Origin of the sequence: Clostridium omnivorum (assembly GCF_026012015.1) — a bacterium.
Taxonomy (GTDB): Bacteria; Bacillota; Clostridia; order Clostridiales; family Clostridiaceae; genus Clostridium_AX; species Clostridium_AX omnivorum.
This window is the reverse complement of record NZ_BRXR01000001.1, coordinates 396,906-420,458: the sequence shown is the minus strand read 5'-3', so window position 1 is coordinate 420,458 and position 23,553 is coordinate 396,906. Positions and strand designations below refer to the sequence as shown.

The window sequence follows — 23,553 nt, the reverse complement described above, 5'->3', positions numbered from 1 at the left end:
ATTTTGTTAAAAATGGAAGTATAATAAGAATTAGATAATAACAATTATTGTTTAGATAATATAAAAATAAGGAGTGATTAAAATGACAGAGTTAAAACAAATTTACAAATGTCCAGTATGTGGAAACATAGTTGAGGTAGTTCATGCATCAGGTGGAAAGCTTGTATGCTGTGGAAAACCTATGGAATTATTAGTTGAAAATACCATGGAAGCTTCTCTTGAAAAGCATATTCCTGTAATAGAAAAATTAGATGGTGAAATAGTTGTTAAAGTAGGAAGCGTAACTCATCCAATGACAGAAGATCATTATATTGAGTGGATTGAACTTGTAACAGAAAATAAAGTATACAGAAAACATTTAAAACCTGGTGAAACACCAGAAGCACATTTTAAAGTATGCGATAATACAAAACAATTCATAGTAAGAGAATACTGCAGTTTACACGGATTATGGAAAGCAGAGAGCTAGAATTGTAAAACTTTGAAAAAGTAATTTATATTTATGAGAGTTAATCTTTTATAGAAACATAACTAAAAGCACGGCAAATGCCGTGCTTTTTTACTTTGAAAAATTATCTCATCCAAGCTCATATATTTTTAAATTCTTAAAATACATAATAAATATCATTGACTATAAAAAGAGACAATGATACAATTTACATTACAATAAATTATTATATAACTATACAACTTTATCATATCATATTTGAGACAAAAAGTCAATATCAAAATTTAAAAAAGTTTTGGAGGGATAATATGGCTAATAATCTTATAACAAGTTTGGATTTAATTGTGAGCAAGCATAGCTTTATAGAAATTCAAATGTGCAATGAAGATACTAGAGAGTACGGATTAAAGCTTTCTAATGAAGATATAAAAACAATTATTAAAACAAGAAGTGAAGCACTAAGTAGTAATGGAAGAGTGGAGTTTGGAGGGGGAATTATTAAAAAAGTAATTTCTGTATTTTGTGATTCTCCTTATATTTCACAGTATAACTATGTGGAAACAATAAACGATCTTATTGAGACCTTTTATTACTATAAGAATGAAACTATGGAAAAAATAAGTGACGATGAACTAATAGCTTTAATGAAAAAATATTTTGATAACGAATGTGAAGGATCAGTAGAGTTTCTTAGAGATAAATATCTAGATAGTATAGCAAGCAATATTAAATTTGGGGTAAAAGATTATTTATATATAGATGAATATGAAGATTTAGAGGAGGAAGAATAGTGGAAAATAATGTTATTAATAGAGAAGAGTCTTTTTCTAATTTAATAAGTGAAGAACATTACTTTTTATCCTTGCTTCAGGTGCTTAATGCAAATGATTTATTGACTAGTAAAAATGTGGAGAAAATTCAAATTCAAATAATCGAGCTGTTAAAGGAAATTGTTGTTTATTATACAAGAGATGAGAGCTCTTCTGTTAGAGTAGAAGTTGCAGAGCAAATTATGCTATCCATTTACTACACAATAGGAGCATTCTTAAAGAATACAATGACTATAAAAGAAAGTATAAATTTAATTATAGAAAAAAATTTAAAGGATTTGTTTCATCAAGGAGAAGAGTTGTTAATAGAGAAAGTTGATGCCTGTAAGAGAAAATTGAAGGGCATTCAAAAAAACAGATTAGAAACTTCAAATTATGCTTATATTGATACCATAGATTATGGAATTGATTTATTTTTTAAAGAGTATGACATAAGGTTTGCTAGTCACGATTCTCCAGGGTCTATAGATTATCCTTTAGCAATTGATGAAATGAAATTGGTAGGAGTTGAATATTTAGAAGCATATCTAAATACATTAGAACTTGAAAATAAGTTATGTTCTTACTTTGATATATCAGAAATTGAAGATCTACTTAAGAGTTATAATAAAAATTCACATCATATGCTAATAAATATATATAAATTTGTTCTCACTAACTACCTAGGTGTTATTCTTTTAGGAAAAGGGGGGAAGTCCTTAAATATAACAGAAGAGGAACGAGTGCATTTAAAAAGTATAGTAGATGGATTATCAGAGGAAGAACTAAAAAGATTGTTTTTAATAGCTTTAGGAAAGCTTTTTAAGGAACTATCAATTGAGGACGAAGGCCTGAAGGATTATATAAATAAAACTATTTTGAAACTCATACCAGAAATTAAATACAACATAGAAACCAATACTTTAGATAAAGCGTTTATTACTATAAAAACTCAAGAAGAAAAGCCTATTATATACAAAGATGGAGAAAGCTTAGATAATGGTAAGTTTAAGAGGATAACAGAGGAAATTAGGAACTGCAGCAAAGTAGAGGATAAAATAAAAATTATAAGAGAAGAACTTCATAGTTTAAAGGATTTAGCTGATGTATTAAGTTCTTATTGTATATTTGATGAGGAATTTATTTATATTTTTAAGGATTTGGAGGATTTTGAAATAGCACTGCTAACAAAATACTTACCTGATACTGAAACTGGTGACAGTGATTATGGGACTGAATGTGAAAGAGAATGGCATGAGAGGCTAGTAGAATATATAGATAATCTCGAGGAATTAAGAAAAGGTGTAATAATTCAAATGTCGCAGGAAATTCAGATATAGAGAAGGTTTAAGCAGTAATAATGATTTGCACCTAACAATGCTAGTAAACGAGCATGCATTTGTTAGTGGACAATATTAGCTAATATATAGAGTATTAACTATGTCATCTCCAACTATGTCCTTATATTCAGAAATATAGAGCTACACCACTTTATATGCTGTTTTAATAAAAATACCCCCTGTGCTATATTTGAAATGAAGGGGGTGATATTGAATGGACAAAAGTAAAATTGCATATTTAATACTAAAGAATTTATACAATGGAAATGTATTATCTAATCAGGAGCTTGGATTAAATAACTCAGAGTATGCTCAAATACTGTGTGAAATGCAAAATGAGAATTTAATTTCGGGGATTATGATAACAAATCAACACAAGGAAGGAGGGATAGTAAGCATTCAAAATGGAAAAATAACGGTTTCGGGAATTAATTATCTTATGGAAAATACCATTCCTAACCGTGAATATAAACTAAAGGTTTCAGTTGATGAAACACTTAATGGTGTTGAAATAAGCACAATGATAGATGTAAACGGAAGAATATGCAGGAATAAGAAAGTATTCAACAAATCTTTAAAGGATTTAGATGTAGAAGTTGAATCCTTCCTTTTGGCTGTAGAAGGATTAAAAAATGAAAAGCAGGAAGCTCTCAATAGTTGTACCGATTAGAATATAAATAAGAGGTATATGCTTTTTAAAGATACTTAGCATGCGAAAATTGAGATGTAAAAATCAAAAATTGATACTATTAAACTAAATTTAAGCAGGACTACCTGGGAAATTTAGAGTGGAGTACAGAACATGCTGCTTTTGAGATCAAAAAGAAAAAGGAAGTGACCTATAAAATGAGAAAGCTGTTATGGAAACCTTCTAAAGAGTACATCAAAACAACAAATATGTATTCTTTTATTAATTATGTTAACGAGAAATATAACCTTAAAATTAATGATTATACATCTCTATATAAATGGTCTGTTAATTATCCAGAGAGTTTTTGGGATGCATTATGGAACTACCTAAGTATAAAATGTTCTCATTCATATTCCAAACCAGTAGACGACATATCGAAGTTTCCTGGAGCAAGTTGGTTTGTTGATGCAAAATTAAATTATTCAGAGAATATTCTTAGATTTCAATTAAGCTCTTCTCCTGCAATTATATTTAGAGGAGAGAATCAAATCAGGGAGGAAATTAGTCATAAACAGCTGTATGAACAAGTTGTAAGACTTGCAAAGACCTTGAGAGAAGATGGAATAAAACCAGGGGATACTATTGCAGCATATATGCCTAATATACCTCAGACAATAATAGCTATGCTTGCTTCCGCGGCAGTAGGTGCTATTTGGTGCTCTTGTGCAACAGATATTGGGCCTAATGCAGCTTTGGACAGACTTGGGCAAGTTAAGCCATCAGTATTGTTTACAGCTGACGGATATTTTTACAAGGGAAAACGTTTTAACGTTCTTCAGAATGCAAGTGCAATTGTAAAAGGAATAGATTCTATTAAAAAGGTAGTTATTTCCCACTATGCTGGTGAAAATTCCAATACAAGCGAAATACCAAATAGTATTACTTGGGAAAACTATCTTTCTAAAGAAGTACCACAGAATTTTGAGTTTGAGCAGCTTCCTTCAGAACACCCACTTGTTGTAATGTTTTCATCTGGAACAACAGGAAAGCCTAAGTGTATGGTACAATCTGCAGCAGGGCTGCTTATTAATCAATTAAAGGAGCTGGTTTTGCATAACGATCTTAAGCCGTCTGATCGTATGCTTTATATTACAACCTGCAGTTGGATGATGTGGAATTGGCAGGCGGCAGCTTTAGGTACAGGTGCCAGTATCGTACTTTATGATGGGAATCCATCATATCCAGAGGTATCTTCTATTTGGAAAATACTAGAGGAGGAGAAGGTAACTATTTTTGGACTAAGTGCAAGTTATGTTCACGCTCTTTTAAAGGAACAATTTTCACCTAAAAAAGCTGTTAACCTTTCAGCACTTAGAGCTATTTCTCAAACGGGTTCTGCACTATCAAATGAAGGATTTGATTATATCTATAGAGAAATAAAAGAAGATTTGCATTTTAATTCAATTGCAGGAGGAACCGATATAAATGGATGTTTTTCTACAGGTAATCCTATAAGCCCGGTATACTCAGGAGAACTTCAAGGTCCTGGACTTGGTATGAAGATAAATGCCTATAATGAAAAAGGAGAGCCGGTTAGAGATGAGCTGGGAGAATTAGTGTGTGAAATACCATCACCACCAATGCCTTTAAGATTCTGGAATGATCCTAATAATAAACGCTACTTGGATGCTTATTTTGGAGTTTATCCTGGCATATGGCGACATGGAGATTATGTTATGATTCATTCTGATACAGGTGGAATTTCTTATTATGGTAGATCAGATTCAACTTTAAAGCCATCAGGAGTAAGAATAGGAACAGCTGAAATTTATAATCAGGTTGAAAAACTTCCACAAATTAAGGACAGCCTAGCAATAGGGCAGAATTATAAGGGTGATCAGAGAATTATATTGTTTGTACAAACTATGGAAGGAATTGAGCTTGATGATAATTTAAAGAAGGAAATTAAGAAAGTGTTGAGGGAAAATGCATCACCAAGACACGTGCCGGCAATAATAATTGCAGTGCCAGATATTCCAAGAACCTTTAATGGGAAAAAGGTAGAAAGTGCTGTAACAAATATTATTAATGGACGTAAAGTGACAAATAGAGATGCATTGGAAAATCCTGAAGCGCTTGATTTCTTCGAACAAATTTTATCATCCTTGAATGAATAACATTTCATTATATAACAGTAAATGACAGGCTCTACGGCCTGTCATTTTATTGTTATAAATCCTTTTATATCACTGCCTTTTAGGGCTTTTCAACAAGAATAATATTTTGAAAATATCTTCATTGAAATCATAGGAAATGACAAAAGCTGCTGAAATTAATATTAGAACAATCCATATTGACTTTTCGTGAAAAATAAATGACATTATAGTTCCTAGGACTGCTCCTGTGAAAAAGGATAGCAGAATGCAGGTATATTTCAATGCTCTTTTCAAACTCTGTTTGTCTTTTTGGACAATTCCCTTATAGTAATTTTCTGCACAGGAGCGCATATTTCCAGAACAAAATATGCTGGCGTAATTATTACCTTCGCCAAATTTGCGAAAGGCACAATATTGCAAGGAGGCTGCGAAAGCTACAAGGGAATCAGCAATTATATCCGGATATGAAAGAGGGATTAGCCCAGTTATAAATAAGATAAATAAAGCAGTAATTAGTATTATACGCTGCCATATAAGTTGCTTATCTTTGCAATATGAATAAAAAATATGCCAGGCTGCAAAAATACCTAACCAAAAAGCAATAATTGGTACTAAGGCATGAATCATACCTATATAATCTTGCTCTGCAAGACGAACGGCTGCTAGCACAAAATTACCTGTTTGCCCTGTAGCAAATACCTTTCCACGAACTGTATAAGTATACATATCCATTACACCGCCAATTGATGCAAGGAGCATTCCATAGCCCAGCTTTTCGGTTGCTTTAGTATCCTGTTTTGCAATTTCCAATATAAAACACCTAGATTCTTGTTATATATAAATTCTATGTTTAAAATACTGCTATATCTATTATACAGTTGATTTTCAATAAATTAAAATATATAATTTTTATTAAATCAATAAGTATTTGCTTATTAATTGTGGAGGTAAGTATGGATATACTTCATTTTAAATATTTTCTTGTTGCGGCTGAATATGAGCACATGACTAAAGCGGCTCAATCACTGCATATTGCTCAGTCTGCATTGTCACAATCTATAAAGCATCTGGAAGAGGAACTAGGAGTACCGCTTTTTGAGAGAAAGAACCGAAGTATTCGCCTGAATGATGCTGGGAAGCAACTTCAGTCTGAACTAATACCTATTCTAAATACAGTGGAATCTTTGCCTGAGCGCTTAAAGGAAGTTGATAAACAAGCATCTTGTACTATACAATTAAACATATTAGCAGCATCGGCGATGATAACAAAGTCTATAATCAGCTTTAAAAAGTTATATCCTGAAGTAAAATTCAGATTATTACAGAATCCAGATGAAAGGGATTTTGATTTATGTATATCCTGCAGCGCTTCTGATAAAATAAAACAAGACAGTATTCTGCTACTTAAAGAAAAATTACTTTTAGCAGTACCCAATACAAGCAAATATGCTTCACTAGAATCCATTACTTTAGATCAGGTAGCTAGAGAGGGATTTATTAGCTATTCATGGGCAAAACCATTTAGAATAATATGTGATGAATATTGTAAACAAAAGGGTTTTAAGCCTCAAATTATATTTGAAAGTGATAATCAGCAATCTATACGCAACTTAATAGATTCCAGCCTTGGGATTGCCTTCTGGCCGGAATATTCCTGGGGAAGGTTTACTGCAAAAAATGCTGTGCTCATTCCAATTAGTGAGCCGGAATGCAGCCGTACTATTTATGCTGTGCAAAATAAGCATTCTATTAACAGTAAATATGCAGATGCATTTTTAAAGCATTTGACTGAATTTATATTAAATATCAAAAATGAAAAAGTATGATATATTGAAATTTTTTTGGTAATTTTAAAATATAATGAGAAAAAGATATGACTTATGCATTTGCTCACAAGTCATATCTTTAATATATAATTTATCTTATTATAAAGAAAACACTAATTACGTTATCTATTAAGTATGTAGTCTTAGAAAAATAAGAGGATGTAGGTATTACTCTAATATCTCTAAAATCTCCACATTATATTTTTCTCCTGGAGCTTCAACTTCAACAATATCCCCAGCTTTTTTTCCAGATAATGCTTTTCCTAAATCAGATTCAATACTTATACGCATATTTTCTGGATCTAAATCCAATGTAGTTACTAAAGTTACATCGGTTTCATATTCATCTTCTATAAATTTAACTCTTGCTTTACTACCAACTCCTAAAACCGACTTATCTGCATTTTCATCATTTATGACAGTTGCTGTTGAAAGCATAGTTAATAAATATTGAATTCTATTGTCATTTTCTCTATAATTAGCACAGGCTTCTTTATATTCTGCATTTTCTGATCTATCACCATGTGCAGCAGCCTCCATTTTTTCTTTTGCTATTTCAGCTCTTTTAACGCTCATTCTATATTCTAATTCTTCCTGAAGCTTTTTCATATTTTCTTCTGTTAGTCTATTATTCATAATAACCTCCAATGAAATATATTACATTAATATTATATAACATATTCAAAAAAACAAAAGTTACTTTGTTTAATAATTATATTATTTTTTTTTAACGATTAATTTCATGAAATATTAGTACTTTAAAAGGAAATATTATCAAGAGAATTTAGAATGGTTCAATAATTTATTATAGAAATATAAATTAGAAGGATAAAGGATAGTACTAAAATATAAATTGAAAAAATTATACTAAAGTGGAATTATTATATGATAAAATAAAATGAGAAAAGGTTTTTATATTTATGGCAATACAATACCTGTATTTAGGCTCAATGTGGAGGAGAAGTTTATGAAACGCAATGCTAAATTTGTAATAGTTAATTCTTTTAAGGACTTATTGAATAGACACCCAATGGATAAAGTAACTGTAAAGGAAATCTGTGAAAAGTGCAATGTGAATAGGCAGACTTTTTACTATTACTTTACAGACATTATGGACATACTCAAATTCATTATGTTTGAAGAACTATCTACAGATATTGCTCAAAATAGAACCTTTGAAACCTGGGAAGGCGGGTTTCTAGCAACAATGAATTACTTGAAGAAAAATTCAAAAATGATTTTACATATATATCATTCTTCATACTGGAATGAAGTTAATTTGTTCTTTATTAACTTTTCAAATGATTTGCTTAACAATGTAGTTGAAGAATGCGCAAATAAAATGGGAGTAAAATTACTTATAAAGGACCAAGCATTTATTGTTAATTTTTATAGACATGTCTTTAACGGTCTTATGTCTGATTGGGTAAGTGATGGAATGAAAGAGGAACCAGAAGTTATACTAAAAAAACTTTTAATAATGATAACAGGGAGTATCCCACGTTCAGTAGAGGCTTTTGTGAAGGATGAAGCAAAATAAAATTCATAGTGTGTTATTTTTTTATCAAAATTTAGACACTTTCAATTATCTGTCTATTGAATAACAATAGTCAAAAATTGTACAATAAAAAGGACAAAAGCACTAATATTTTTTATAAAGGGGGACTCTAAATGTTTGTTTTTAACTATGCAGAGGGGGCAACATTATTAAGTGTATGGGCAGTTTGGATTCTTGTTTTTGTAGCACTCTTTGGCTTGAATGAAATAGCTAGAAGATGGAAGTATGTTGGCTTTTTCAGCTTTGTCATTTTACCAATAGTACTTTCAATATTATGGTTTACAGTATTAAAAGATACAACTTATACTGATTGGTTCCATTTGGCAAAAGTATACTCTTCAACTGCAGGATGTATAGGCTTTTGGTGCATAAGACATGTTAAAGGTAAAAATAAGTTAACTGGCAAGGAATGGAGATTATCTGAAAATAAATGGGCTTTATGCTTTCCTCCATTAATACTTGCTATAAACATTTTAGAAGCAGTAACTCGTGATTTCCAAGTTGGTATGCAATATCATGGACTTGGTATGCTCACTGATGAAGCAATGCAAGTTCTTGGTGGACCATGGAATTTCATGAATGGTATAGCTGGTATATTAAATATTATAACTATTACAGGATGGTTTGGAATTTGCATAAGAAAGAAGACAGAAAAAGATGGCAGCATGGATATGCTGTGGCCTGACATGGTATGGTTCTGGATAGTAGCTTATGACCTTTGGAACTTTGCTTATACTTATAACTGCCTGCCAGGACATGCTTGGTACTGCGGATTTGCATTACTTTTAGCACCTACATTATGTGCATTTACAATTGGAAAAGGTGCTTGGCTACAGCATCGTGCACAAACTCTAGCATTATGGTGTATGTTTGCACAGACCTTCCCTCTGTTCCAGGACAAGGGTAAATTTGCAGTAGCTTCTGCTTACAATAGTAATATTCAGTTTACAGTTAGCTTCCTTGCATTAATTGCAAATATAGCAGTATTTATTTATATGATTTATAAATCAGTTAAGACTAAGAGAAATCCTTATCTTGGAGAACTTTATACAGATCTTGAAAAGTATAAGGAAATTAAAGCTCTTGCAGAATAAGAAATTATTATTCTGAATTAAAGCTGGAGTGTGCAAAAGCTGCTCCAGCTTTTTTATATGGTAATATTTTTTTATCTAGATAAGCATACTTATACTAATCAAATAAAAAACTCTTCACATTTACCTAAAAATAGTATATTATTGTAGTATATTGAAATAATTCAACATTCTTTCATCATAAAACTCATTTCTTTAATTTAACATTTTCAGTACTGCTTTAAGTATCTAAGAAGCAGTAGAATCATTTGAATATGTACCTCAAAAGATAAAGTAACAATTTAAAAGTTCAAAGACTTAGCCTTAATTTTATAGTGGGGTGTTTTTATGCTACCTGTTAGCGTGTATTATGAAGATAATGGTGCAGCAATTACTTTAGGTAAGTTTCTAAAGGAGGCAATTGGGGAAAGTGGTAAAGTAGTAGTAATCTGCATAGGGACAGATAAGTATATATGTGATTGCTTAGGACCGCTTGTTGGCTCTTTTCTTGTAGAAGCAAATATACCTGTACAAGTATTAGGAGTACTTGAAAATCCAATACATTCAGGCAATATCGAAGTAAAAATCAAGGAGATAACAAATTTATATAAGGATTGTAAAGTAATAGCAATTGATGGTTGTCTAGGCAATGAAAAGGATATCGGAATAATAAAATTTAGAGAAGGAAGTGTGAATCCTGGATCTGCTGTAAGTAAGAAGCATACTTGTATAGGAGATTTTGCTATTGAAGCTATAATAGAAAAAAAAGAGGTAAGTGATTATTTGCTAGAATTGCCTATTAGATTAAGATATATATATAAAATAGCATCAGTTATAAGAGATGCATTTAGATATGCATTGAACGATAATAAACAGTAATGTGATAATTTTAATATTAAAAAGGGTAAAAACCCTTTTTTATTTTTTTTGATTGTTAAATAATTGTCAGTGAGGCATTTGTTTCTATAATTATATTGAGTTAACTGTATAAAATTGTAATATTATACAATTCAATCATTTGATTTTATAATAATGGTTGTTTATAATTATTCGTGATAAGTATAGTAAGTAATCTACATTTGGGTGGCATGGAAGGGAATTCCAAACAAATATAGACTTGTGAAATATGTAACAATGCATAATAATTCTTAATTAAATAGCTTAAGTTATTATGGATTTTTGCCCAAATATGAAAAGTACTTTTTATGGTTAAATTAAAAGGAGGAAAATAGATGTCTGTAACTGTACATGAAGCTCTAGAACTTGAAATACTAAAAGGATTTAAGGTTATTGCAGGAAAAACAGGTCTTTCAAATAAAATAACCCATGTTGCAGTTTGGGATTATGAAATTGGTGATTTAATAGAAGAAAACTTTAGTAAGGGAGATTTTGCTTTAAGTACATTGGTAGCCATAAAAGACAACATAGATGAACTGTATGAAAGTGTAGAAAGAATGATTGAAATTGGTATCAGCTGCCTAGCAATTAAAAATATTTATTTTAACTATATACCTGAGGATGTAATTAGGCTTGCAAATAGCAAGCACTTTCCTATCATGATATTTAGTGATACTTTTACAGAAGATGTGATTGTTCATGTTAATAAAGCTATAAATGATAAGAAAGAGTACGAAAATTTAGCTTTGAAAATAGATAATATATTATATAATGATTTCAATGATTCAAAAATAAAAAATATAGCCCGCAAAATAAATATTAATTTTCAGGAAAAAAACATTGTAGCCTTTTGTAAGAGAAAAAGAAGTAAAGTAAGTTCTAAAATTACATTTTCAAATAAAGAGATAGAAGAAACTTGTAGCAAAATTATACCATACAAAGAGGGGTATATTGTTATTATTACTTTTGAAGAAGTAGAAGAAAGGGATATAGATAAAACTATTTCAAGAAAACTTCGCTGGTGGGGATTTAATGAAAAAGAATATATTATTGGAATAAGTAGTTTACATGAAAGTTTGTCTAGTTTGAATAATTCTATACAAGAAAGCTTGTATGCTTATAAATATGCAGTAACCTATAAAAAGAGCGTTTCGATTTTTTCTCAAATGGGTATTCATAGGATAGTTTTACCTATTTTAGATAACCCTTGGGTATTGAAATATTACAAAGAAATGATAGAGCCATTAATAGCTTATGATAAAAACAATGAAACAGAATTGTTAAAAACTGCTATAAAATATGTAGAGAATAATGGAGATATAAAAGCAACTGCAGAAGAATTATTTCAACATGGAAATACAGTAAGATATAGAATCGACAAAATAAATAAGATACTTTGCGAACATTGTAGAATTGAACACTTTTATGAAGAACTTGCGGTAGCCATTAGAATTTATGCTTTGCTGAATAGTTCTTTGTAAATTTTACAAGATAATATCTATTGTAATTTTAATTATTACAATTCCAGAATGCTTTTAAATAGTGTATTATATCAAAGGAAAGAAAATTTATAAATGCATTCATAAATTATTTTCATTAAATTTCAATAAGCCTTTTAGATAATTTATTTATTTTATTTTTAAGTATAGCTGATGCAGTATGTCGAATATTAGCTTGTTATTTTATATTAATTTTCGAAATTATTTATAAATATTAAACGGAGGATGAAAAATGAAACAATTAAAAATTGCTTACACCACAGAAGCAAAAGAGTACTTTTCAACTAATAGAGAATTAGTATTAGCTGAAAGCACTGACTTTACAGATGTTGCTGCAGTAGTAGTAACTGATGCTGATGTTAATTTAGTTAATGCTGCATTTGATACCAAATTTGGAGTTCCAATATTTGTTGTTTTAAAAAATGAAGACAAGCTTAACAGCGAATTAGCACAAAAAGTTTATCGTGTAATTGATGGTAACACCTTCGATGCTAATCTTTACAGCAGAGTAATTGAAACTGCTGCAAATCAATATGAGGAAAAAATATTGCCTCCTTTCTTTAGAGCATTGAGTAACTATGTAGAAAGAGGAAATATACAGTTTGATTGTCCTGGACATCAAGGTGGCCAATATTTTAGAAAGCATCCAGCAGGTAGATTTCTTTACGACTTTTACGGAGAGAACATTTTCCGCTCAGATATTTGCAATGCGGATGTTGCATTAGGAGATTTATTAATTCACGAAGGTCCAGCAGTAGATGCTGAACAAAATGCTGCTAGAATATACAATGCAGATAAAACTTATTTTGTAATGAATGGGACAAGCACTGCAAACACTGTAGTTGTAGGTTCTGTAGTTGCTCCAGGCGATTTAGTTTTATTTGATAGAAACAATCATAAATCTGTATATAACTCAGCTTTAGTACAAAATGGTGCTACTCCTGTATATTTGGAAACTGGACGTAACCCATATGGATTCATTGGCGGTATTGACGCACATTGCTTTGATGAGAAGTATTTAAGAAAAGAAATAAGCAAAGTAGCTCCAGAAAAAGCTACAGCTAAGAGACCGTTTAGATTAGCTATAATCCAACTTGGAACCTATGATGGAACTATATATAATGCAAGACAAGTAGTTGATAAAATTGGTCATCTTTGTGATTACATATTATTTGACTCTGCATGGGTTGGATATGAGCAATTTATTCCAATGATGAGAGATTGTTCTCCTCTACTATTAGAACTAAACGAAAATGATCCTGGAATATTTGTAACTCAATCCATTCATAAGCAACAAGCTGGCTTCTCTCAAGCGTCACAAATACATAAAAAAGATAGTCATATTAAAGGACAACATCGTTATGTAGACCATAAGAGATTTAATAACTCATTTATGCTATATGCTTCAACTAGTCCATTCTATCCTTTATATTCAACACTAGATGTTAATGCAAGAATGCAAGAAGGAGAAGCAGGTAGACGTCTATGGGCTGACTGCATAAAACTAGGTGTTGAAGCTAGAAAATCAGTAATAAAGAATTGTTCGATGATAAGGCCATTTATTCCGCCAACTGTAAACGGAAAGAATTGGGAAGACTATGACACAGAAGAAATTTCAAATAACATTGATTTCTTCAGATTTGTACCAGGAGAAAAATGGCACGCATTTGATGGATATGGTGAAAACCAATACTTCGTTGATCCAAACAAATTTATGTTAACAACACCAGGAATTAACGCTGCAACTGGTGAGTACGAAGACTTTGGTATACCAGCAACTATACTAGCAAATTATTTAAGAGAAGTAGGAATTATTCCTGAGAAAAATGACTTGAATTCAATATTATTCTTAATGACTCCAGCTGAAACTGCAACCAAGATGGAAAGTCTTGTAGCACAATTTGTTAGATTTGAGCAGCTAGTAAAAGAAGATGCACCATTAAGTGAAGTATTACCAACTCTTTATAACAAGAACATAGATCGTTACAGAGGATATACTATAAGAAGATTATGTCAAGAAATGCATGATTTTTATAAGAATAATGATGCAAAGACATATCAAAAGAGATTATTTAGAGCTGAGTGTCTTCCAAAGAGAGGAAGAGTGTATGATGCAGCAAATAATGCAGCTTTAGATGAAGTAGCATTAAGTATAGAAGGAGCTAATGAAAAATCTCTTCCTACAAGAGTTATGACTGCTCAAGATGCTAAATGGGCATTGGTAAGGAATAATGCTAAACTAGTTGCTCTTGAAAACATTGTAGGAGAAATAGCCCTAGAAGGTGCTCTTCCATATCCACCAGGAGTATTCTGTGTTGTTCCTGGAGAAGTATGGAGTGAAACAGCACAAAAATATTTCACTATACTACAAGATGGAATCAATTTATTCCCTGGTTTTGCTCCAGAAATTCAAGGGGTATACCTAGAAAAAGAAGATGGACGTGTTAAGGCTTATGGATATGTTCTAGATAAAAAAATAATTTAATATTACTTAGCAGCTTATGATTATATCATGAGCTGCCATGAATTCAAATTATTTTAACTCAAGAAAAATTATTTCAATAATTAACAAACGATAAGGGGAAAAAATTATGAGTAAAAAGAAAGACAAAATGAGCGTTCTGCAGTTAACTATGATAACTGCTATAAATATGATGGGCTCTGGAATAATAATGCTTCCTACAAACCTAGCTCAAGTTGGAACTATGTCAATTCTTTCATGGCTAGTTACAGGAGTTGGATCAATGGCATTAGCTTATGCTTTTGCACAATGTGGTATGTTCAGCCGTAATGAAGGCGGAATGGGTGGATATGCAGAGTATTCACACGGAACAGCTGGAAGCTTTATGGCTAACTATTCCTATGGTGTATCATTAGTAATTGCAAATATAGCGATAGCTATTTCTGCTGTAGGTTATTCATCAGTGTTTTTAGGAGTACAACTATCTCCTGTTGCAGTAGGATTATGGACAATCTTTACATTATGGTTAGCTACTGCTCTTAACTTTGGAGGAGCAAGTATAACTGGAAAACTTGGTTCAATTACTGTATGGGGTGTAATCATTCCTGTGTTAGGCATGTCAACTATAGGATGGTTCTGGTTCAGTGGACATCAATATGTAACTGCATGGAATCCAAATCATCTACCATTCTTCACTGCTGTTGGAAAGTCTATTTCTATAACTCTATGGGCTTTCTTAGGTCTTGAATCTGCTTCTGCTAACATGGATGCAGTTGAAAACCCAAAGAAAAATGTTCCTATAGCTTGTTTAGGCGGAACTATAGGTGCGGGTATAATATATATTATTTCTACAAACGTTATTGCTGGTATTGTTCCAAATGCTAGTTTGTTAAATACAAATGCACCTTTTGGATTAGCTTATGCTTCTATGCTTGGTCCAATAGCAGGAAAAATAGTTATGGCGTTGATGGTTATGTCATGCTTCGGTTCACTACTAGGATGGCAATTTACAATAGCAGGAGTATTTAGAAGTTCTGCAGTTGAAGGATATTTTCCAAAAGCATTTGGTAAAGTTTCAAAGAATGGTACTCCAGTTTTAGGAATGTGTATAATTACAATTGGCCAATCTTTACTTGCATTAATGACAATTAGCCCAACACTAGCTAAACAATTTAATGTATTAGTTAACCTTGCTGTTGTAACAAACGTTATTCCATATTTACTATCTATGTCATCAGTAAATACGATAATGAAATCAGAAAATGTACCTGAAGGAAAAATAAAGAAAACAACCTTTATTGCTTTAATAGCTTCAGCTTACAGCTTATATGCTCTATATTCTTCAGGTCTTGAGCCAATGTTCTATGGTTCAATAGTAACATTTGCAGGATGGACATTATATGGTTTTGTTTCACATCGTTTCGATGTTAAGAAAAGTGATAAAGATAAATCCGAAGAACTAATAGCTTAATATAAAAACCTCTTTGTGTATAATTGTTTTTATGAATAAAACAAACACAAGGGGGTTTTTATGTTTAAAAGTATTAATAAATTAAATTTGTAATAAGTAATGAATTTAATACTTTTATTGCTATAGTTTCTAAATCATTGACTAAATGTAAAAATAATACTATAATAGAAAAGTAATTTTACATTGGAAGGGGATTGCAAGATGATTATAGTTGTTTTTAACTTTTAATCTTAAATGGCATATTGGTATAGCAGTTATCCTAAAAGTGTTTGTTTGCTGCGTACAAAAATGTCTTTAGATATGTTAAGAACAACAGCAGTTACAGTCCTTGATTAACTTAAAAATCATATACAATAGTATATTTATTGTGTAATGTTTTTTATGTTTATGGATTTAAGCTGTACTTAACTGTACGGCTTTTTTGTTGATACGACTTTATTTCATTGTATATAAATCTTTATAGATGTTTAAAATACATGAAAGTATAAGTTTAAGGACTGTAAATGATATATTCATTTGTAGTCCTTTTTTGGCTTCTTTGAACTATTTTTTACTGCTGGGAGGTGATTAAAAAACTTGTTTACGATAGAAAATGAACAAAAACTTAATAGAACGGGGGGAAATATTATGAAAGAATACAAAAATAAAAGTTCAATTAATGAGGTAATTGAGGTTCTTGATAAATTTCAAGAATTATATACAAAAAAAGATGAGGATTTACTTGATGATTTTGTAGAAAATACATTTTCTATAGAACCTGGACTTGCTGTACTTGGAAGCACAATGAACCAGTGGTGTTTTAATATAGAAGATATAAAAAAGCTTATGAAGTCTCATTGGAATAATGAAAACAACTATTGGAAAACTGTAGATTTTAAATTTGGAGGAGCTAAGATTTTTGCAAATGAAAATGTAGCTTGGGTTGTCACTATTGGAAATATTAAAAATACATTATCTGAAGATGTGCAAATAGAAAAGACTATTAGTGAAGTGAAAGGTATTTTGAATAAGGAAGAAAAGTCAAAAGAAAAAGCACTGGATGCAGCAAAGATAATTGCAAGTACTTTAAAAGAAATTGATATGGGGGAAGATTATATATGGCCTTTTAGATTTACTTCTGTGCTTGTAAAAGAAAAAGATGCTTGGAAATTTCATCAAATGCAGTTCTCTCTTGATTCGGAATCATGGCCCTATAGATATACAGATGAAAATTATGATAAAAGCATATTTGAAATGTGTAAGGCTCAGTCAAGTGAAGAAATAGAAAGAATTAAAAATGTACTTCAAGTATTTCAAGATGGATATACCGAAAGAAATGTAGACTACGTGGATGATTATATGAAGAAAGTTTTTTTACTTGATGAAGATTTAGTAGTAATAGGTACTGATGCTGAGGAGCTATGTTTAGGGATTGAAGCTACTAGAGGAATAATTGAGTCAGATTGGAAGTATTGGGGAAACTTTAAGTTTAATGTGGACGATGCTTTAATTTGTGCTAATGGAGATGTAGCCTATTTTACTACAAAGGCAATTTTACATAGAATTGTATCAAACGAAACAATACTAGATTGGATAAGTGGTTCAACTAAATATACCTTTGAGTCTGATAAAGCACCAAAGCAAAAGCTTTTAGTAGCTCTTTATAATATGTTAGACTTGCTTTGTGAAAATGAAAAAGGAGAGACCTATATTACTCCAATGAGATTTTCAGGTGTTTTAGTAAAAAATGATGGAAAATGGCTTATTCAACATTTACAGTATTCAGATTATGCTGACGGTATGCCAGGAGTCAGAATAACTGTTTAATAGATATTATCAAGAATTAGCTGAGTGAGCAAGGATTAAAAAGACTAAAATAAGCACGGCATATCCCGTGCTTATTTTAGTCTATGAAATTTAATGTGCAAAACTTAAAGGTCTGTAAACCTTAAAATTATCTTATTTATTTCATTAAAATATTATTAAATATACAATGTATGGTAAAATATAACTTAAGGAATAAAAGAGTTTAAATGTAAGAATAGCTTTTACTTATGTGCAGGTTAGGGAGATATTAAGATGAAATACAAAATATTTATTGTTGAAGATGATTTATCAATAAGTACTTTATTACAGGAGAATATAGATAAGTACGGGTTTGAAGCTAAAGCAGCTGCTAACTTTGAAGATATAATGGTAGACTTTATTGAATTTAATCCAGACTTAGTGTTATTGGATGTGAATTTACCAAAGTATGATGGATTTTATTGGTGCAGAAAAATAAGGCAGCAATCAAAAATTCCTATTATATTTATATCTGCAAGAGATAGTGGAATGGACCAAGTTATGGCTTTAGAGAGCGGCGCAGATGATTACATAACAAAGCCTTTTTATTATGATGTAGTTATAGCTAAGATAAAAAGCCAAATAAGAAGAGCGTTTGGAGATTATGCACCAAAGATGGATGAAAGAATAGTTGAAGTTGAAGGTTTAATATTTTATCCAGAAAGATCAGAAATAGAATTTAAAGGTGAAAAAGAAATTATTACTAAAAGGGAAGGAATTCTGCTGGAATGTCTTATGCAAAAATATCCTAAGGTAGTCAGTAGAGATTTACTACTTGAAAAAATATGGGATGATCTTGAATTTGTAGAGGAAAATACGTTGAGTGTTAATATAAGCAGAGCAAGAAAGAGACTGCAGACTTTGGGAATTATAAATGGCATAGAAACTATAAGAGGAGCAGGTTATAGATTAAATAAAACCTGGTAGTAGAGGAATATATGAGATTATTTTTAAAAGATCAAAAGGGTTATATACTTGCATATTTTTTTAGCTTAGTTATCACAATGTTATATTGTAATCTTAAAGAAATCATTGGACTTCATGAGATTATTTATATATTTATGCTTAATACATTTATACTTATATGCTTTTTAGCTTTTAGATATTATCACCATAGGCAATTATATAGATTATTAACCAATGGAATAACAGATTTAAAAGAAGCTTTTTTGGAACTTGGAAGTTCAGAGTTAAGCAGCAATACTTCGCAAGTATTAAAAGAGCTTCATAGCTTATACGAGGCAGAAATTCATAAAGCCGATAAAATACATAATGAGCACCTAAGATTCATTAATCAGTGGGTGCATTAAATGAAAACACCACTTTCGGTAATGCAGTTACAGCTTCAAGAATACGAAGGTGAAGAAATATATTACAATATGCAGGAGGAAATTGACAAGTTAAAAGAAGGTCTAAATATGGCAATGTATTTTGCAAGAATGGATTCCTTTGAAAAGGACTTTTTAGTAGAAAGGATATCACTTAGAGAGTTTACCCGAGAAACAATTAATGAGGGAAAAAAGATATTTATAAAAAACAAAATAATTCCTAGAATTGAAGTAGATGAAAGTATTATTGTTTATAGTGATGCTAAGTGGTTAAGGTTTGTATTAGGACAGATAGTTACAAACGGCATTAAATATTCGAAGAGTAAGGGTAAAGAATTGATTATAAGGGCACTGGAAAATAAAGAAGAAATAAGATTGTGTGTTATTGATGAAGGAATTGGAATTCCAGCTAAAGATATAAAAAGAGTGTTTGATCCTTTTTTTACAGGAGAAAATGGGCGTAAATACGGAGAATCTACTGGAATGGGGCTATATATAACAAAAGAGGTATGTAATAGTTTGGGGCATGAAGTGGAGATAGAATCTAGAATAAATGAAGGAACTAAGGTAACAATTAAATTTAAAAAGCAAATGGATAGGTAACTATTTATTTGCTTTTTCTATATAAACAATAAAGTCTTACAAGTATGTCACATTCCCGTAAGTTTCGCAAATAGCAGTATATACGTTATTATTATAAACTATATTCACAAAGGAAAAAGTTTTTAGGAGTGATAATGTATGGATTTTATATTTATATTAAAGGCTATTGTAATTGCTATGGTTGAGGGGCTAACTGAATTTATACCGGTATCTTCTACAGGGCATATGATACTAGTGGGGTGGGCCATTGGTTTTAATGGAGAATTTGCTAAAATGTTTGAAGTTGTAATACAGCTTGGAGCCATAATGGCAGTGGTAGTTTTGTACTTCAAAAAGATTAGAGAGAGTATAATAGGGTTTTTTAAATTTATTTTTACTGGAGGAAGAGAAGGGAAGACAGGTTATATATTTGGAATAAATATTATTATAGCATCTATTCCAATGGGAATTGCTGGGGTGTTGTTTTATGATAAAATAAAATCAAAATTTGTACCTGAAGCAGTTATTGTTGGTTTTATAGTTGGAGGAGTGTTATTACTTATACTAGAAAAAATATACGGAAATAAGAAAAGAAAAATAGAGGATATGGATAACATTACTCCTGTAAGAGCATTTACTGTGGGATTATTACAGCTTCTTGCAATGTGGCCAGGTATGTCAAGGAGTGCTTCTACCATGATGGGTGGGTGGATTGCAGGCTTATCTACATCAATAGCTGCAGAATTTTCTTTCTTTATTGCAATACCAGCTATGATTGGATCATCAGGAAAGGATTTGTTTGAATTCAATTATTCTATAATGACACCAACTTTATGGGCTGCGTTAATAGTTGGATTTTTAGTAGCATTTTTAGTAGCTTTAATTGTAATAAATGGATTTGTTGAATACCTTAAAAAGAAACCATTGAAGATATTTGCTATATATAGAATAGCAGCAGGAACGCTACTAGCAATCTTAGTGTTAACTAAGATTATAAATTTAGCATAATAGGAGTTGATATTGTGAACATTTTGGAGGTAAATAATTTAAGCAAGGTATATGGAAATAGAATACTATTTAATGCTTTAAATAATATAAGCTTTGCAATAGAAGAAGGAGAATTCGTTGGAATTATGGGACCCTCAGGAAGTGGTAAGACAACCTTGTTAAATATGATTTCAACAGTGGATAAACCAACCTCAGGAGAGATAAGAGTAAAAGATAAAAATCCACTAATACTTAAGGGGGATGAGCTGGCTCTTTTTAGAAGAAGAGAGCTTGGTTTTGTATTTCAGGATTTTAATTTATTAGACACGTTAACTGTGGGAGAGAATATTGTACTTCCTCTTACGCTAGACGGAGTACCGGTTAGAGAACAGGATAAAGAGCTTGACAGAATATCTAAAATTCTTGGAATAGAGGATTTGCTAAACAAGAGAACTTTTGAAATTTCTGGAGGTCAGTGTCAGAGGGTCGCTATAGCAAGGGCATTAATACATAATCCTACTTTGCTATTAGCAGATGAACCTACAGGAAATTTGGATTCAAAATCAGCTAGAACTGTAATGCAATTATTTGAAAAAATAAACAAAGAAGAAAAAGTAACTACAATTATGGTAACTCATGATCCAGTGTCTGCTAGCTATTGCAGCAGAATTTTATTTATAAAAGATGGAGTTATATACAACCAGCTTTATAGAGGGGACAGCAGACAGCAGTTTTATCAGGAAATAATTGATGTTCTTGCATTATTAGGGGGGGAAACCAATGAATTTCAGAGAGTTTGCCGCTAAAAATGTGCATAGAAATGCTAAAGCATATTATGCCTATTTTTTTAGCAGCACCATTTCTGCATCGTTATTATTTTCTTATACCATGATTATATTTCATCCAGGATTTAAAATAGATATATTGCCAAGGTACTTGAAAAATTCTCTTTACATTACAACTGTAATTGCTTACTTGTTTTTATGCTTGTTTGTATTTTATTCTATAAGTGTTTTTCTAAAAAGCAGATATAAAGAATTTGGAATATTATATATTTTAGGTTCTTCAAAAAGGCAATTACAAAAGATGATACGTATTGAAAATATGATTATAAGTTCAGCAGCTGCAGTTACAGGTTTATTCATTGGATTAATTTTTTCAAAAGTACTTTTAGCTGCCAGTGGAAAGCTTTTAGGTTATAACGCATTGGAATTTTATTTTCCAGGAAAAGCTATAATAATTACATTAAGTGCTTTTATTTTCATAGGAATGCTAAGTTCAGTATTTTGCGCTTTTATTATTAGGGAGGATAAAGTTTTAAGCCTGCTTAAAGGAACAAAACGACCAAGAACAGAACCAAGAGCTTCAGTAATTCTTGCTGTTATATGTGCAGCACTACTTTTAACAGGATATTATTTATCAATTACTTCTAATGAAAACACTATAGCTTACAGAATAATTCCTGTAACAGCCATGGTTATTGTAGCTACTTATTTGTTATTTTCTCAATTAAGTGTATTTATAATTAAACTAATGAAGAAGAATAGAAAGCTATATATGAAGAAAACTACAGTACTATGGGTATCGAATTTACTGTACAGAATAAAAGATAATACCAGAATGTTCTTTCTAATTACTATAACTTCAACAGTTGCACTTACAGCAATAGGTTCAGTATATGCCTACTGGCGTGATAAGGAGCACCAAATAGATAGAGATTTCCCACATGCTTTTTTCTATTCTGATGTTTATAACAATAAAGACAGAGTTGATTTAAAATCAGATTTTATAGAAAACTCACTGAAAGGCAAAGGCTTGACTTACAATAAGATTAATGAAGAGTTTAAATATGTTATTCCTAAGGGTGGAAAAGATGAAGTAGTTATTATAAAAGAGTCAAGCTATAAGAAGCTAGCAACATTGTTAAACTTAAGTACTGTGGCACTTAATGACAATGATACAATAATAGCATCATCCTTAATTGAATATAACAGAAAAAATATTATATTTGATAATATTCAATTAAAAGTAGGTGAAAGGAGCAGCAAAGGAATACTTCCAGCATTTTATGGAGACGTATTTATAGTAAAAGATGATATTTATAAAAAGGTAAAAGGTGAAAGGTGCTATTTTAATGAAATCAATGTAGAGAATTACATGGAAACTTTAGATATATGCAATAATTACTATAATAAATTCGGCAGCGATGATGGAAATAAAACTTACACTAATTTTTTAAAAGCTCACATATTAGAGAGCACTAAGATAGGTTATGGTGTAATTCTATTCAGTGCGATTTTTATTGGACTTATTTTCTTTGCTACAACTGGAAGCTTCTTATATAATAAGTGCTATATGGATGTTATAGAGGATAAAACTAAATATAAGCAGTTAAATAAAATAGGCTTGACTTATAAAGAAATAAAGAAAATATTAAACATTGAAATAGGAGTATTATTCTTACTTCCATATCTGATTGCTGTTATACATTTTTTCTTTGCTATTAGTTCGTTAAAATATGCTTTTGATATAGCAATAACTATACCTGCATTGCAATTAATTGGAGTTATGATGGCAGCACAAATTATATATTTTTATATAGTAAGAAAAAGCTACCTTTTAGAGGTTAAAAAAGGTTTGTCATAACTAATAAATAGTTCAATGAA

General features: G+C 30.8%; 21 protein-coding genes. 19 read left to right on the top strand and 2 right to left on the bottom strand.

The features are described 5' to 3' along the window. Positions 1-82: 82 nt before the first annotated feature. The 5 genes from bsdE14_RS01910 to bsdE14_RS01890 all read left to right on the top strand — a co-directional run bounded on the left by bsdE14_RS01910 (position 83) and on the right by bsdE14_RS01890 (position 5,405). Positions 83-469, top strand: a complete 387-nt coding sequence (locus tag bsdE14_RS01910; RefSeq protein WP_264848237.1) for a desulfoferrodoxin — start codon at positions 83-85, stop codon at positions 467-469. A gap of 287 nt (positions 470-756) precedes the next feature. Next, positions 757-1,239: a DUF6323 family protein gene (locus bsdE14_RS01905; RefSeq protein WP_264848236.1), complete on the top strand. Its 483-nt coding sequence runs from the start codon at positions 757-759 to the stop codon at positions 1,237-1,239. Then, positions 1,239-2,597, top strand: a complete 1,359-nt coding sequence (locus bsdE14_RS01900; RefSeq protein WP_264848235.1) for a DUF6179 domain-containing protein — start codon at positions 1,239-1,241, stop codon at positions 2,595-2,597. The genes bsdE14_RS01905 and bsdE14_RS01900 overlap by 1 nt, the downstream gene beginning before the upstream one ends. A 214-nt stretch (positions 2,598-2,811) precedes the next feature. Further along, positions 2,812-3,267 (top strand): YjcQ family protein, encoded by a 456-nt coding sequence (locus bsdE14_RS01895; protein ID WP_264848234.1) that lies wholly within the window; start codon positions 2,812-2,814, stop codon positions 3,265-3,267. Positions 3,268-3,443: 176 nt separating this feature from the next. After that, positions 3,444-5,405, top strand: coding sequence for an acetoacetate--CoA ligase (locus bsdE14_RS01890; RefSeq protein ID WP_264848233.1), 1,962 nt, complete (start codon positions 3,444-3,446; stop codon positions 5,403-5,405). Positions 5,406-5,474: 69 nt separating this feature from the next. Here bsdE14_RS01890 and bsdE14_RS01885 read toward each other — a convergent pair whose 3' ends face one another. Then, positions 5,475-6,194: a YoaK family protein gene (locus bsdE14_RS01885; protein ID WP_264848232.1), complete on the bottom strand. Its 720-nt coding sequence runs from the start codon at positions 6,192-6,194 to the stop codon at positions 5,475-5,477. Positions 6,195-6,337: 143 nt separating this feature from the next. On the opposite strand from bsdE14_RS01885, the gene bsdE14_RS01880 reads away from it, so the two are divergent. Next, a complete protein-coding gene (locus tag bsdE14_RS01880) occupies positions 6,338-7,210 on the top strand; it encodes a LysR family transcriptional regulator (RefSeq protein ID WP_264848231.1) in 873 nt (290 codons plus the stop codon). 168 nt (positions 7,211-7,378) lie between these two features. On the opposite strand, the gene bsdE14_RS01875 is transcribed toward bsdE14_RS01880, so the two are convergent. Next, positions 7,379-7,846: a GreA/GreB family elongation factor gene (locus tag bsdE14_RS01875; RefSeq protein WP_264848230.1), complete on the bottom strand. Its 468-nt coding sequence runs from the start codon at positions 7,844-7,846 to the stop codon at positions 7,379-7,381. A gap of 331 nt (positions 7,847-8,177) precedes the next feature. Here bsdE14_RS01875 and bsdE14_RS01870 point away from each other — a divergent pair, with 331 nt between their 5' ends. The 13 genes from bsdE14_RS01870 (at position 8,178) to bsdE14_RS01815 (ending at position 23,533) form a co-directional block, all read left to right on the top strand. Continuing rightward, positions 8,178-8,750, top strand: coding sequence for a TetR/AcrR family transcriptional regulator (locus tag bsdE14_RS01870; RefSeq protein ID WP_264848229.1), 573 nt, complete (start codon positions 8,178-8,180; stop codon positions 8,748-8,750). A 131-nt stretch (positions 8,751-8,881) separates the two neighbouring features. Beyond that, on the top strand, positions 8,882-9,862 hold the full coding sequence (locus bsdE14_RS01865; RefSeq protein WP_264848228.1) for a DUF5692 family protein: 981 nt from the start codon (positions 8,882-8,884) through the stop codon (positions 9,860-9,862). Positions 9,863-10,186: 324 nt separating this feature from the next. Continuing rightward, complete coding sequence (gene yyaC, locus bsdE14_RS01860) at positions 10,187-10,717, top strand: spore protease YyaC (protein ID WP_264848226.1); 531 nt, start codon at positions 10,187-10,189, stop codon at positions 10,715-10,717. A gap of 353 nt (positions 10,718-11,070) precedes the next feature. Beyond that, complete coding sequence (locus bsdE14_RS01855; RefSeq protein ID WP_264848225.1) at positions 11,071-12,216, top strand: PucR family transcriptional regulator; 1,146 nt, start codon at positions 11,071-11,073, stop codon at positions 12,214-12,216. Positions 12,217-12,466: 250 nt separating this feature from the next. Beyond that, the gene (locus bsdE14_RS01850; protein ID WP_264848224.1) at positions 12,467-14,719 is read left to right on the top strand and encodes an ornithine decarboxylase; all 2,253 of its coding nucleotides are present in this window, start codon (positions 12,467-12,469) and stop codon (positions 14,717-14,719) included. Positions 14,720-14,825: 106 nt separating this feature from the next. Then, positions 14,826-16,166, top strand: coding sequence for a putrescine-ornithine antiporter (potE, locus tag bsdE14_RS01845; protein ID WP_264848223.1), 1,341 nt, complete (start codon positions 14,826-14,828; stop codon positions 16,164-16,166). 627 nt (positions 16,167-16,793) lie between these two features. After that, on the top strand, positions 16,794-17,972 hold the full coding sequence (locus bsdE14_RS01840; protein ID WP_264848222.1) for a nuclear transport factor 2 family protein: 1,179 nt from the start codon (positions 16,794-16,796) through the stop codon (positions 17,970-17,972). 252 nt (positions 17,973-18,224) lie between these two features. Continuing rightward, positions 18,225-18,917 (top strand): response regulator transcription factor, encoded by a 693-nt coding sequence (locus tag bsdE14_RS01835; protein ID WP_264848221.1) that lies wholly within the window; start codon positions 18,225-18,227, stop codon positions 18,915-18,917. An 11-nt stretch (positions 18,918-18,928) separates the two neighbouring features. After that, positions 18,929-19,300 (top strand): hypothetical protein, encoded by a 372-nt coding sequence (locus tag bsdE14_RS22380; RefSeq protein WP_350339553.1) that lies wholly within the window; start codon positions 18,929-18,931, stop codon positions 19,298-19,300. Beyond that, positions 19,301-19,921 carry an ATP-binding protein gene (locus bsdE14_RS22375; RefSeq protein ID WP_350339552.1) on the top strand — a complete coding sequence of 207 codons (621 nt, stop codon included), beginning with the start codon at positions 19,301-19,303 and terminating at the stop codon, positions 19,919-19,921. Positions 19,922-20,059: 138 nt separating this feature from the next. Next, complete coding sequence (locus bsdE14_RS01825) at positions 20,060-20,908, top strand: undecaprenyl-diphosphate phosphatase (protein WP_264848219.1); 849 nt, start codon at positions 20,060-20,062, stop codon at positions 20,906-20,908. 14 nt (positions 20,909-20,922) lie between these two features. Further along, complete coding sequence (locus bsdE14_RS01820) at positions 20,923-21,693, top strand: ABC transporter ATP-binding protein (RefSeq protein WP_309298107.1); 771 nt, start codon at positions 20,923-20,925, stop codon at positions 21,691-21,693. Then, positions 21,668-23,533 carry an FtsX-like permease family protein gene (locus tag bsdE14_RS01815; protein WP_264848218.1) on the top strand — a complete coding sequence of 622 codons (1,866 nt, stop codon included), beginning with the start codon at positions 21,668-21,670 and terminating at the stop codon, positions 23,531-23,533. Before bsdE14_RS01820 ends, bsdE14_RS01815 begins: the two co-directional genes overlap by 26 nt. Positions 23,534-23,553: the final 20 nt, after the last annotated feature.